Here is a 12,485-nt window from a genome sequence, read left to right on the forward strand (position 1 = left end):
TCGGACGTTGGCTGCGTCAGCTGCACCTGATCGATCTACCCGGTTCGACAGGTTCGCCTCGACCAACGGATGCCCAGGCCCCGGTACGTACTCGATCGATCCGATCCATATCCTGCAGCAGTGCCCGGCATTGGCGACACACGAACATTACCGGTGGGCATTCGCGCCGAACAACGGCATGCCGGCAATGCGCTACAGCAGATCCGGTGTCTTCCTACGGTCTTACGCGCACATCACCGCTGCCGTCAGTCGATGGGTTGGCTTAGCGTTGTTTCCTGGATCAGGACGATCAGGAGCATGGGCGCCCCTATGGATGTGGATGTGTCGGCACATGCGGCGCCGCTGCCGCGTCTTGCATCGGCAGTGCCGGTCGCAGTCGCGTTGCTGCTGGGTGTGGTCATTTGTGCATGGTCGCCAGCGCTACTGCCGCAGGCGCTGTATGCCGCCAGCCTGTTCGCGGGTGTGCTGGGCATCGCGCTGACCCTGTGGCTGCACCCGCAGCGACCTGTGTGGATGCTGGTGCTTGCAACGGCTGCGGTGGGCTTCGGGTTGACCGGCTGGCAAGCCGCCGATGTAGTGCAGTCGCAACTGCTACCGCGTGACGAAGCGCGCGAGATTACCGTGCGTGGCCGCATTGTCGGGCTGCCGGTGGCCGAACAGCGGCGTACGCGCTTCCAGTTGCGTGTCGATCACCATCGAACGCAGCCGGCGGCCCTGCGCGGCAAACTCTTGCAACTGGCCTGGTACGACCCCTTCGGCGCCGAACAGATCGGGCCGCGTGCTGCCTTGCGTGCCGGGGCGGGCTGGCAACTGCAGCTCAAGCTTCGCGCACCGCGCGGTCTGCGTAATCCGGGTGGGTTCGATGCGGAGCGTCAGGCGTTGGCGCAGCGCCTTGCAGCCACCGGGTATGTGCGCGACCTCGGCGCTGCGCGCGAGGTTGCCGCCCCGCGTGGCGTGGATGCCTGGCGCGACCGGATGTCGCTGCGAATTGCCGAACAGGTCTCCGGGCCTTCCGCGCCTTACCTGCGTGCACTTGCGTTGGGCGACACGCGCGGTCTGGACGACGCGGCATGGGCGACTCTGCGCGCGACCGGGCTCAGCCATCTGATCGCCATCTCGGGATTTCATGTCGGCCTGGTTGCCGCGTTCTTTGCATTGGCGGTGGCCGGCGTGTGGCGATTGCGGCCGGGTTTGAGCCTGCTGATGCCGCGCGTCCACGCCGCAGCTATCGCGGCACTGCTCGGCGCGGCTGCGTACGCGGTGTTGGCAGGGCTGGCGCTGCCCACGGTCCGCACCGTGCTGATGATCGCCGTCGTCGCACTGGCGCGGGTCGCGCGGCGACGCGCCACAACCGCGCAGATTCTCGCGCTGGCCTTGCTTGCAGTGCTGGTATGGGACCCGCTGAGCGTGCTGGTAGCTGGCTTCTGGCTCAGTTTCGCCGGCGTCGCCTGGCTGGTGTGGTGCCTGCCCGCAGATGACCGGAGCATTCTGCGCGGCTTCCTGTCCGCACAGACCGTCGCCACCGTCGGCTTGCTGCCGCTGACGGTCAGTTTGTTTGGACAGGCATCGCTGGTGGGGCCGTTGGCCAATCTTGTCGCCATTCCCTGGTGGACCTTTGTGGTGGTGCCGCTGTGTCTGCTGGGAACGGCGCTCGAGGCACTGCATGCCGGTGCGGGCGTTTGGGCGTGGCACTTGGCGGGCTGGTGCTTTGAACTCACCTGGCCGGGGTTTGTCTGGCTTGGGCAGACCACGCTGGCGTTGTGGTGGGTGCCCGAATCCGATGCCATTGCGCTGATCGCAGCGCTATTGGGGGCGTTCTGGCTATTGCTGCCGCGAGGCACGCCGGGCAAGGCCATGGCGGTGCTGCTGTGGCTACCGCTGTTATGGCCGGATCGCGCCTTGCCCGGTGCTGGCGAAGCCGATCTGCAGGTGCTGGATGTGGGGCAGGGTCTTGCAGTGTTGGTGCGCACGCAACGGCACGCGCTGCTGTTCGATACCGGCCCCGCAGTGCGCGATGGTTTCGACGCCGGTGAGCGCGTGGTGCTGCCCGCCCTGCGTGCGCTCGGGGTACGCCAACTGGACGCACTCGTGCTCAGTCATGCCGATGCCGATCATGCCGGTGGCTACGCAGCAGTGCGTGCAGGGCTACCGGTCGCGATGACGTCTGCGCCGCCGGGCGCGCCGCTGGACGTCAGTGCGCGCTGCCAAGCCGGCCAGCAGTGGGAGTGGGATGGCGTGCGTTTTCGCTTTCTGCATCCAGGTGCGGATTTTCCGTACCTGCGCAATCAGTCCAGCTGCGTGCTGCGGGTCGAGACGCGGCATGCCAGTGCGCTGTTGCCGGGCGATATCGACGAACTCATCGAGCATCGCTTGATGCGCGAGCAGGTTGCGGGGCTGCGTGCCGACATGGTCGTGGTGCCGCACCATGGCAGCGCAGATGGCTCGCATGCCGGCTTCATTGCCGCCACGGGCGCGCGGCTGGCGCTGGTGTCCTCCGGGCATGGCAACCGTTTCGGCCATCCCCGCACACAAGTGGTTCGGCGCTGGCAGGGCAGTGGCGCGGAATTGCTCGACACTGCCCACTCCGGTGCGATCAGGGTCTGGCTGGGCACGGACGGCCTGCAGGTGCGCGAGCGACGGCGTTGGCAACCACGTCTGTGGGATGCTGCGGAACGGCGGCGGTCGACTGCTATCCTATCGGCCAGCGAACAGGCGGCCGCGTTGCCGGAGGAATCGAATCGTGTTGGAGCTGGTCAAGGCGGGCGGTTGGCCGATGGTGCCGTTGCTGTTGCTGGGCGTGATCGCCCTGGCAATCGTGCTGGAGCGTCTGTGGACGTTGCGCCGCAACGAGGTGACGCCGCCCGGGCTGGGCGAAGAGGTCCGTAACTGGGCTGCGCGCGGCCAGCTGGATCCCACCCATATCGAGTCGCTACGGCGCAATTCGCCACTGGGTGCGCTACTGGCTGCTGCACTGGATGTCCGCGGCCGTCCGCGCGATCTGGTCCGTGAACGCATTGAAGACACCGGTCGCCACGTGGTGCATCGCATGGAGCGCTATCTGAACGCGCTGGGCACCATCGCGTCGGCCGGCCCGCTATTGGGTTTGCTCGGCACGGTGGTCGGCATGATCCAGATGTTCCTGGGCATCCTCGATCACGGCGTGGGCGATGTGAACCAGCTGGCCGGTGGTATCGGCAAAGCGCTGGTGTGTACCGCCACCGGCATGATCATCGCGGTGCCTGCGCTGATGGCGCATCGTTTCTTCAAGGGGCGCATTGCCGGCTACATCATCGAGATGGAGCAGGAAGCCACGCTGTTGCTGGATACCATGGAAGGCCGCGGAGCGCCTGCGTCCGCAGCACCGGCAGCGGCGGGCAGCAAGCCTGTTATGGCAAAGGGCTGACGGATGCGCATCGGCAGCGACCGAAGCCAGGACGAGCCGCAGATCGACCTGGTGCCATTGATTGACGTCATTCTCGTCCTCATCATCTTCTTCGTGGTGACCACGACTTTCGACGCACGCTCGACGCTGCAGCTGCAGCTACCGACCGCCAGTGACCAGAACACCAGCGCGCCGCCGCGTTCGCTCAGCGTGCTGGTCAATGCCGACGGGCATTACTTCATCAACGACCAGGAAGTGTTGCGCTCGGATGTGGACTCGCTGAAGCAGACCATCGCTCAGATCGCTGGCGACGACCGCGAGCAGACGGTGCTGATGCGCGCCGATGCGCGTACCCCGTATCAGGCCGTGGTCACTGCGCAGGATGCGTTGGGACAACTCGGCTTCCGGCGTATCGCCATTGCGACTGCACCTCAGACCGGCACTGCCGGCAAAACACGCAATAACGGAACCCGCCAGTGACCACCTCCAACGACCGCCCGGCGCCAGTGTCGTCCTGGCGCACGTACCGTCGCCTGTTGGCCTTCGCCAAGCCGTACCGGCTTTTGCTGATCGCTGCGCTGATTGCCGCGTTGGTCGAAGCCGCCGGCACCACCGGCTTTCTGGCGTTGATGAAGCCGATCACCGACGAAACGTTCATCTACAAGAACGCCGACGTCAGCCGTTGGCTGCCGGTGCAGATCATTCTGCTGTTTGTGGTACGTGGCATTGCCGGCTACATCACCGACATGGCGATGGGTAAATCCGCACGCAGCATTGCGCGCGATCTGCGCATCAAGGTGATGGCCAAGTATCTGCGCCTGCCAGGCTCGCGTTTCGATTCCGAACCGGTCCCGTCGATGCTGATCCGCCTGGGCTCGGACTCGGATCAGGTTGCACAGGCTGCGGTGGATGCGGTCAAAGTGATGATCCAGCAGTCGCTGCAGGTGATCGGCGCATTGGCGCTGATGCTGTGGCACAGCTGGCAGGTCACGCTGACCATTCTGGTGCTCGCACCGGTACTGGCGTGGGTGATGGACAAGGTGGCGCGTCGGTATCGGCGCATCAGCCACAGCATCCAGGAGAGTGGCGCGCATCTGTTGCAGGCCGCCGACCAGACCTTGTCCAGCCACCAGGAGGTCAAGATTTACGGCGCCCAGCAAACCGAGATGGAGCGGTATGGCGCGCTGGCCGATCGCAATTTGCGTCTGGCGATGAAGGTCGAATCCACTCGCGGCATTTCCACTGCCACCGTGCAGATGATCGGCGCGATCGGGTTGTCGGCGCTGTTGTTCGTGGCCGGTGCCCAGGCCTTGGCCGGGCGTCTGACCGCTGGCGACTTCGTGGTGCTGATGACCTCGATGCTGACGATCATCCCGGGCCTCAAGCAGCTCACCAATGTGCAGAACATGGTGCAGCGTGGCCTGGCCTCGGCCGAGCGGCTGTTCTCGGTGCTCGACAGCCCGGACGAGCCCGATCAGGGCGCGGTGCCGCTGACGCGTGCGAAGGGCTTGATTGAATTTCGCGATGTGACCGCGCGTTATCCGGGGCAGGTGAATCCGGCACTGGCCGAGGTCAGCTTCGTCGCGCAGCCCGGCACGGTGACGGCGATCGTCGGCCGCTCCGGGAGCGGCAAATCCAGCCTGATCAAACTGATCCCGCGTTTTTACGAGGCCGAGGCCGGGCAGATCCTGCTCGACGGGCACCCGGTGCAGGCGTATTCGTTGGCCGACCTGCGTCGCCAGATCGCGCTGGTCGGCCAGCAGGTCATGCTGTTCGACGGCAGCATCGCCGATAACGTGGCCTATGGCGAAATGCGCACAGCAGATGCCGGCCAACTGGAGCGCGCGATCCTTGGCGCCAATGCGATGGAGTTCGTGGCGCAACTGCCCGAGGGCCTGCAGTCGCATGTCGGCACCAAGGGCGGGCGGCTGTCCGGAGGGCAGCGCCAGCGGCTGGCGATCGCACGCGCGATGCTCAAGGATGCGCCGATCCTGATCCTGGACGAAGCCACTGCGGCGCTGGACAACGAGTCCGAGCGACTGGTGCAGGATGCCTTGCACAAGTTGATGCCGGACCGCACCACGTTGGTGATCGCGCACCGGCTGTCCACCATCGAGCATGCCGATCAGGTGCTGGTGATGGACCAGGGCCGCATCGTCGAGCGCGGCACACACAACGAATTGCTGGCGCAGGGCGGGCTGTATTCGCATCTGCACGGCATGCAGTTTCGCGAACGTCAGGCATGAGCAAGCGCGGCACCCGCACGCCGGGGTATTGGTACGACAATGCGCCGATACCGCTACCGGCGCGTCTATTGGCACCCATCTACGGCGCCGCTATCGCATTGCGGCGCGGCCTGTATCGCCGCGGCTGGCGCAAGCGGCATGGCGTGCCGGTGCCGGTGATCGTGGTCGGCAACGTCACTGCCGGTGGCACCGGCAAGACCCCGCTGACCATCGCGCTGGTGTCCAAGCTGCAAGAAGCCGGCTGGACCCCCGGGGTCGCCAGCCGCGGCTATGGCCGCGATGATTCCGGCACTGCCCGGTGGGTTGATGCGGACACGGCAGTCGCACTTGGCGGCGACGAGCCTGTGTTGATCGCCTGGAAGACCGGCGCACGCGTGCGCGTGGATAGCGACCGTGTCGCCGCCGCGCGCGCACTGGTCGAGGCGGGGTGCGACATCATCGTCTGCGATGACGGGTTACAGCATTACCGGCTGGCACGTGACGTGGAAATCGAAGTGGTCGACGGACAGCGCCGCTATGGCAATGGCCGCCTGCTACCGGCCGGACCGCTACGCGAACCGGCCGCGCGCGCACACGATTGCGACTTCCGCGTGGTTAATCTGGGCCAGGCCAGCACCACCACAGCGCCACAGACAATGGACGACGCCGGTTTCGGCGAATGGCAGATGCGTCTGAGCATCGATAGCGTGCAGCCAATGGACGGCAAACGGGCGCAACCGCTGAGCATGCTGGCCGGCCAGCGCGTGCACGCCGTGGCCGGTATCGCGCACCCGGAGCGCTTTTTTGCCATGTTGCGCGCCCGCGGTATTGGCGTCGTCCCACATGCCTTTCCCGATCATCATGTGTATCGCGCCGCAGATTTCAGTTTCGGTAGCCGCCTGCCAGTGTTGATGACCGAAAAGGATGCGGTGAAGTGCCGGCCGTTCGCCGACGAGTGGCTGTATAGCGTGCCGCTCAAGGCGGAGTTGCCGGCTGCGTTCTGGGTGAGTCTGCTGGATCGGCTGGACAAGTTGGCCAGCCGGCAGGGCGTTTGATCTTGGCGGTGTGTCGTGCGGCGCGCGCTGCGGATGCAGGAGCGGTTGCGCGTCGCCCTTGGGGTTCGCCCGATCGCCAATGCCGCTTCAGACCGGGCAGCGATGGGCTTGCTGAGACACTACGCAGGCATGCGCCGCGCGTGGAGCGGCTGACAATACATAGCGAGCAGCTGTCAGGTGGGGGTGGGCCGCGCGCTCAGAACCGCAATCTACGCGTGGGACAAGCCACACCGGGCACCGGCACGCGCCGGCCTGGCGCTGAGCGCGGGAGTGGTGTTCGCGGCTCCTGTTCCAGCACGAGGGCTGCATCCTTGCGTGGCCACACCAGCGACAGTGGCTACACGATTGCTGGCGCCATGCTGTGCTAATGCAACCGTAGGTAGCTACCCGTCGCAGCGCGGCAGTTTTCGCCGGCGCTGCTGATGCAAGAGTGCGATACATGCTAGACCGTCCCGCCGTTCCAACAATCCTTGCTGCCGAGAGCGCAACCACATGACCAACACCCTGTCTGCCGATTTCGTCGTCGCCATTCCGGCGCGCTACGCGTCCACACGCCTGCCGGGCAAGCCGCTGCAGTTGATCGGCGATCGTCCAATGATTCAGCACGTGGCCGAGCGGGCATTGTTGGCAGGCGCACGCGAGGTATGGGTCGCGACCGATGACGTGCGGATTTCAGACGCGATCGAGGGCGTGCCCGGCGTGCACGTGGCGATGACCGGCAGCGACCATGTCTCCGGCACCGATCGCCTGGCCGAATGCGCGCGCATCGCCGGCTGGGACGCGGACACCTGCGTGGTGAATCTGCAAGGCGACGAACCGTTTGCGCCGGCTGCCGGCATTCGCGCGGTCGCCGAGCTGCTGTTGCGTTCCGGCGCGGAGATGGCCACGCTGGCCGCGCAGGTGGAGAGCGCGCACGATCTGTTCGATCCCAATGTGGTCAAGCTGGTGCGCAGCGCGAGCGGGGATGCACTGTATTTCAGCCGTGCGCCGATTCCCTGGCACCGTGACAGCTTCGCCAGTCAGCGCGACCGCTTGCCGGAGGATGGGCAATGGCTGCGTCATATCGGCATCTACGCCTATCGCGCCGGGTTTCTGCAGCAGTTCGCGGCGATGCCGCCCGGCCTGCTGGAACGCATCGAATCGCTGGAACAGCTGCGCGCGATGGAAGCCGGTCATCGCATCGCCGTTGCGCTGACGCCCGAGCAATTTCCGCCGGGCATCGATACGCCGGACGATCTGGCACGTGCGCAAGCGCGGGTGGCATCGGCATGAAGGTCTTGATCGTGTGCCTGGGCAATATCTGTCGTTCGCCGATGGGCGAGGGCGCCTTGCGCGCGCGGCTGGACGAGGCACGCGTGTCGCGCCGCATCGAGGTCGACTCGGCCGGCACCGGCGATTGGCATGCCGGCGATCCGCCCGACCCGCGCGCCATCCGTTGCGCACGCGGACACGACGTGGACATCTCCGGTCTGCGCGCACGTCAGGTGCGCGACGAGGATTTCGACCACTTCGATTGGCTGCTGTGCGCAGACGGCAACAATCTGCGCGATCTGCAGCGTCTGGCGCCCTCCGCGCAACGCGACAAGGTCGCGCTGTGGTTACCGTGGGCCGGCGTGGACGCGCGCGACGAAATCCCGGACCCGTATACCGGCGGCAGCAAGGATTTCGAGGAGGTCTGGCAACTGGTCGATACCGCGGCGCGACAGACGGTCGCCAGACTCACCCGCGGCTAATCGCGCTTGGGCATAATTACCGCATGACTGCCCAGCTCACCCAGGAACTGCCGGAATTTCCCACCTGGCTCAATGCCAGGCCATCCACCTTGCAGGAGCATCGCGGCCGCGCGCTCGTGCTGGCGTTCGTCAACGCCAGCTCGGTGTGGTGCGCCGAGCGTCTTGCCGAGCTTGCGCAATGGCAGGCGCGTAGCCCCGGGCGGCTGCAGGTGATCGTGGTGCAGGTGCCGCGCTTCGATAGCGAACGCCTGCCACAACGCTCGCTCAAGCAACTGCGCGGGCACGGCGTCAGCGCGCCGATCCTGCTCGACAAGGACTGGGAAACCTGGCGCCGCTTCGGTATCGAATCCTGGCCCACGCTGGTATTGCTGGATGCCTATGGTCGCGAACGCCAGCGCCTGGTGGGTGTCACCGCTGATCTGGACAAGGCGTTGGCCGCATTGTGCGAAGGCCAGCAGCCTCCGTCGGATGCGGACCTGCAAGGCATTGCAGAACGCGACCCCGAACAGCGGCTGGCGCTGCGCTTTCCGACCGGCCTGGCTGCCACCGAAGACCGTCTGTATATCGCCGATACCGGGCACCACCGCGTGCTGGAATGCACGCATGGCGGCCGGGTGCTGCGGCAATTCGGCCACGGCAATGCCGATCTTATCGATGGCGGTACCGGCGAAGCGGCCTTTCGTCGGCCGCAGGGTCTGGCGCTGGAGCGCGATCAGCTGTACGTCGCCGACACCGGCAATCACGCATTGCGTCGCATCAACCTGCGCAGCGGGCAGGTGGACACCTTGTGCGGCACCGGTCGCTCAGGCGAGCCGGTGGAAGGGCCGTTGGCCTTTGCCGGTGCGTCTGCGCTGAACTATCCGCAAGGTCTGGCGATTGCCGACAACCAGGTGTTGATCGCCATGGCCGGCGACAACCGCATCTGGAGTTACGACCTGGGACGCGCTGCACTGAGCGCGCGTGCCGGCACCGGCTCCCTTGAAATTCGCGACGGCAGCGGTCATCTGGCGGCCTTCGCTCAACCGGCAGGGCTGGCGGCGGTGCAGCAGGTTGCCTACGTGTGCGATGGGTTGGGCTCCTCGATCCGCACCATGCAGCTGCGCGGCGATCTGGTGCAGACCTTGGTGGGCGGGCAGGGCATCTGGCAGTTCGGTGATGAAGACGGCCCCCGCGGCACCGCGCGCCTGCAATTTCCGCAAGCCATCGCACTGGGCGCCGATTCGCCGATGCTGTGGATTGCCGACACCGGTAACGGACGGCTGCGCAGCCTGCGTCTGGGCGGCGGCGAACTCACCACGGTCGAGCTGCCGCGACGTCTGCACGGCCCGGCCGGGCTGGCTGTCGCCTCCGGCGCAGTCTGGATTGCCGAAACCGATGCCCACGCCGTTTTGCGTTACGACCTTGCAAGCGGCGCACTGAGTGATGTTGCGATAGAAGAATGAGCGCAAGGCCCCAAGCCGACTTCGATGGAAAAGCGTTTGCTGCGCAACTGAGCACCGCGCCCGGCGTTTACCGCATGTATGCGAGCGACGACACCTTGCTGTACGTCGGCAAGGCCGGCGCGTTGCGTAAGCGTGTGGGCAGCTATTTCAACGGCACGCCAAAGAATGCGCGGCTGACCTCGATGCTGTCGCAGGTCGCGCGGATGGACGTCACCGTGACCCGCAGCGAGGCCGAAGCGCTGCTGCTGGAAAACCAGCTGATCAAATCCTTGTCGCCGCGCTACAACGTGTCGTTGCGCGACGACAAGAGTTATCCATACGTCCTGCTGACGCGCGAAGACTGGCCGCGTATCGCGTTGCACCGCGGCCCGCGTGCGGTGCAGGGGCGCTATTTCGGCCCCTACACCGGCGTAACCGGCGTGCGCGAAACGCTGAGCCTGATGCACAAGCTGTTCAAGCTACGCAGTTGCGAAGACAGCGTGTTTCGCAACCGCTCGCGGCCGTGCCTGCAGTATCAGATCGGCCGTTGCAGCGGCCCGTGTGTGGATCTGGTGGCCGCGCCCGATTACGCCGAATCGGTACGCCGCGCCACCATGTTTCTCGAAGGCAAGAGCGATCAGCTCGGCGAAGAGATCATGCAGTCGATGCAGCAAGCCAGCGAAGCGCTCGAATTTGAGCGTGCCGCGCGTCTGCGCGACCTGCTGTCGTCGCTGCGCGGTATGCAGAACCGCCAGTACGTCGACGGCCGCGCCGCCGATCTGGATGTGCTGGCCTGCGCCACCCAGTCCAGTCAGGCCTGCGTGTTGCTACTGAGCTTCCGCGACGGCCGCAATCTGGGCACGCGCTCGTTCTTTCCCAAGACCAACGGCGAAGACAGCGCCGACGAAATCCTGGCGGCGTTCGTGTCGCAGTACTACGCCGAACATTCGCCGCCGCGCGAGATATTGCTGGATCGCGAAATTCCCGAGGCCGAACTGATCGAGGCCGCGCTCAGCACTGCCGCCGAGCACAAGGTGGCGCTGCGGTGGAACGTGCGCGGCGAGCGTGCCGGCTACCTGCTGCTGGCGACCCGCAACGCGCAGCTGACCCTGGTGACCGAACTCACCAGCCAGAGTGCGCAGCACGCGCGCAGCGAAGCCTTGCGCGAGATGCTGGGGCTGCCGGAGCAGGTCAAGCGCGTGGAATGCTTCGATATCAGTCACACCATGGGCGAAGCAACGGTGGCCTCGTGCGTGGTGTTCGACGCCAGCGGCCCGGTACGTGGCCAGTATCGCCGCTTCAATATTTCCGGCATCACGCCGGGCGACGATTACGCGGCGATGCGCCAGGCGATCGAACGGCGGTTTCGGCGTGCAGTGGAAGAAAATGGCGTGCTCCCCGATGTGCTGCTGATCGACGGCGGTGCCGGCCAGCTGGCGCAGGCGCAGGCCGCCTTGGCCGACCTTGGCGTGGAAAACGTCATGCTGGTCGGCGTGGCCAAGGGCGAGGAACGCAGGGCAGGGCACGAGGCGCTCATCATGGCCGACGGCCGCGAACTGCGACCGGGCGCAGCATCGCCGGCACTGCAATTTATCCAGCAGGTCCGTGACGAAGCGCACCGCTTTGCGATCACCGGCCATCGCGGGCGCCGCCAGAAAGCGCGAATGACCAGCAAGCTCGAGGATATCCCCGGCATCGGCCCACGCCGCCGCGCGAGCCTGCTCAAGCATTTCGGTGGCCTGGTCGGTCTCAAGGCGGCCGGCGAAGCCGAGATTGCGCGGGTGGACGGGGTCAATGCCGCACTTGCTGCGCGAATCTACGCTAACCTGCACGGGCTGGCGCTTCCCGATGCGGCAGGCGAGTCGAGTCCGTAATGAAGTTGACCATCCCCACGTGGCTGACACTGCTGAGGATCCTGATGATCCCGGTGTTGGTCGTGGTGTTCTACCTGCCATACACCTGGACAAACTTCGCTTCCGCCGGTGTGTTCGCGCTGGCCGCCATCACCGACTGGCTGGATGGCTGGGTCGCGCGGCGCTATCACCAATATTCCGCGTTCGGCGCGTTCCTCGATCCGGTCGCCGACAAGTTGATGGTTGCAGTGGCATTGTTCCTCATCGTGCAGGGACATCCGACGCCGTGGATGGCGTTCTGGGCAGCTGTCATCGTGGGCCGCGAGATCGCAGTCTCCGCATTGCGTGAGTGGATGGCCGAGATCGGCCAGCGCGCCAAGGTGCGTGTGGCGATGATCGGCAAGGTCAAGACCACGGCGCAGATGGTGGCGCTGCTTTGCCTGCTGTATTCGGTCACTCCCGGCCAGATGCCCACGCATGAAATCTGGCTGGGCAATCTGATCTTCCGTGCCGGCTATTGGACACTGGCGATCGCTGCACTGCTGACATTGTGGTCCGGTTTTCAGTATCTGCAGGCGGCATGGCCGAGTCTGCGCGCCGACGAAAAAGCGGCGATCAGCAACAAGCCGAAAAAAATCGAAAGCAACAGTTGACAGCTATCCTGTTCGCTGTAGAATTTCGCCTCCCAAGCGGGAATAGCTCAGTTGGTAGAGCGCAACCTTGCCAAGGTTGAGGTCGCGAGTTCGAGTCTCGTTTCCCGCTCCAGATTTAGACAAGGCCCCATGTCCGAGGTCTAGTTGTTTCAAGGCAGGATGC

The 12,485-nt window shown here is 65.5% G+C and carries 10 protein-coding genes, 1 tRNA gene and 1 other RNA gene; 11 read left to right on the forward strand and 1 reads right to left on the reverse strand.

All coding sequences use genetic code 11. The features are described 5' to 3' along the window. The first annotated feature begins 297 nt into the window (after positions 1–297). The 5 genes from RQH86_RS03730 to lpxK are packed head-to-tail and all read left to right on the forward strand — an operon-like array spanning position 298 to position 6,662. On the forward strand, positions 298–2,886 hold the full coding sequence (locus RQH86_RS03730; RefSeq protein ID WP_311238230.1) for a DNA internalization-related competence protein ComEC/Rec2: 2,589 nt from the start codon (positions 298–300) through the stop codon (positions 2,884–2,886). Then, positions 2,774–3,403, forward strand: a complete 630-nt coding sequence (locus tag RQH86_RS03735) for a MotA/TolQ/ExbB proton channel family protein (RefSeq protein WP_311238303.1) — start codon at positions 2,774–2,776, stop codon at positions 3,401–3,403. Before RQH86_RS03730 ends, RQH86_RS03735 begins: the two co-directional genes overlap by 113 nt. A gap of 3 nt (positions 3,404–3,406) precedes the next feature. Continuing rightward, positions 3,407–3,862: a biopolymer transporter ExbD gene (locus tag RQH86_RS03740; protein ID WP_055854186.1), complete on the forward strand. Its 456-nt coding sequence runs from the start codon at positions 3,407–3,409 to the stop codon at positions 3,860–3,862. Beyond that, positions 3,859–5,628: a lipid A export permease/ATP-binding protein MsbA gene (gene msbA, locus RQH86_RS03745; RefSeq protein ID WP_115527847.1), complete on the forward strand. Its 1,770-nt coding sequence runs from the start codon at positions 3,859–3,861 to the stop codon at positions 5,626–5,628. The genes RQH86_RS03740 and msbA overlap by 4 nt, the downstream gene beginning before the upstream one ends. Beyond that, complete coding sequence (gene lpxK / locus RQH86_RS03750) at positions 5,625–6,662, forward strand: tetraacyldisaccharide 4'-kinase (RefSeq protein WP_311238231.1); 1,038 nt, start codon at positions 5,625–5,627, stop codon at positions 6,660–6,662. The genes msbA and lpxK overlap by 4 nt, the downstream gene beginning before the upstream one ends. Before the next feature lie 147 nt (positions 6,663–6,809). Here the strand turns inward: lpxK and RQH86_RS03755 are convergent. Next, positions 6,810–6,886, reverse strand: a non-coding RNA gene (locus RQH86_RS03755) — sX9 sRNA. A 268-nt stretch (positions 6,887–7,154) separates the two neighbouring features. Here RQH86_RS03755 and kdsB point away from each other — a divergent pair. The 6 genes from kdsB (at position 7,155) to RQH86_RS03785 (ending at position 12,434) form a co-directional block, all read left to right on the forward strand. Then, entirely contained in the window at positions 7,155–7,934 is a 780-nt protein-coding gene (gene kdsB, locus RQH86_RS03760) for a 3-deoxy-manno-octulosonate cytidylyltransferase (protein WP_311238232.1), read from the forward strand. Further along, entirely contained in the window at positions 7,931–8,395 is a 465-nt protein-coding gene (locus RQH86_RS03765; RefSeq protein ID WP_311238233.1) for a low molecular weight protein-tyrosine-phosphatase, read from the forward strand. Before kdsB ends, RQH86_RS03765 begins: the two co-directional genes overlap by 4 nt. A gap of 23 nt (positions 8,396–8,418) precedes the next feature. Next, positions 8,419–9,837, forward strand: a complete 1,419-nt coding sequence (locus tag RQH86_RS03770; protein WP_311238234.1) for a hypothetical protein — start codon at positions 8,419–8,421, stop codon at positions 9,835–9,837. Then, complete coding sequence (gene uvrC / locus RQH86_RS03775) at positions 9,834–11,690, forward strand: excinuclease ABC subunit UvrC (RefSeq protein ID WP_311238235.1); 1,857 nt, start codon at positions 9,834–9,836, stop codon at positions 11,688–11,690. The genes RQH86_RS03770 and uvrC overlap by 4 nt, the downstream gene beginning before the upstream one ends. After that, entirely contained in the window at positions 11,690–12,322 is a 633-nt protein-coding gene (pgsA, locus tag RQH86_RS03780; protein ID WP_055854204.1) for a CDP-diacylglycerol--glycerol-3-phosphate 3-phosphatidyltransferase, read from the forward strand. Before uvrC ends, pgsA begins: the two co-directional genes overlap by 1 nt. Positions 12,323–12,358: 36 nt before the next feature. After that, positions 12,359–12,434, forward strand: a tRNA-Gly gene (locus tag RQH86_RS03785). Positions 12,435–12,485 lie beyond the last annotated feature (51 nt).

It is taken from the genome of Xanthomonas sp. WCS2018Noco2-27 (genome assembly GCF_031843525.1).
Lineage (GTDB): Bacteria > Pseudomonadota > Gammaproteobacteria > Xanthomonadales > Xanthomonadaceae > Xanthomonas.

Bases quoted from the DNA above. Each gene is read 5' to 3' on its own strand.
- RQH86_RS03730 (WP_311238230.1), top strand. From the start codon at position 298: ATGGGCGCCCCTATGGATGTGGATGTGTCGGCACATGCGGCGCCGCTG.
- RQH86_RS03735 (WP_311238303.1), top strand. From the start codon at position 2,774: ATGGTGCCGTTGCTGTTGCTGGGCGTGATCGCCCTGGCAATCGTGCTG.
- RQH86_RS03740 (WP_055854186.1), top strand. From the start codon at position 3,407: ATGCGCATCGGCAGCGACCGAAGCCAGGACGAGCCGCAGATCGACCTG.
- lpxK (WP_311238231.1), top strand. From the start codon at position 5,625: ATGAGCAAGCGCGGCACCCGCACGCCGGGGTATTGGTACGACAATGCG.
- kdsB (WP_311238232.1), top strand. From the start codon at position 7,155: ATGACCAACACCCTGTCTGCCGATTTCGTCGTCGCCATTCCGGCGCGC.
- RQH86_RS03765 (WP_311238233.1), top strand. From the start codon at position 7,931: ATGAAGGTCTTGATCGTGTGCCTGGGCAATATCTGTCGTTCGCCGATG.
- RQH86_RS03770 (WP_311238234.1), top strand. From the start codon at position 8,419: ATGACTGCCCAGCTCACCCAGGAACTGCCGGAATTTCCCACCTGGCTC.
- uvrC (WP_311238235.1), top strand. From the start codon at position 9,834: ATGAGCGCAAGGCCCCAAGCCGACTTCGATGGAAAAGCGTTTGCTGCG.
- pgsA (WP_055854204.1), top strand. From the start codon at position 11,690: ATGAAGTTGACCATCCCCACGTGGCTGACACTGCTGAGGATCCTGATG.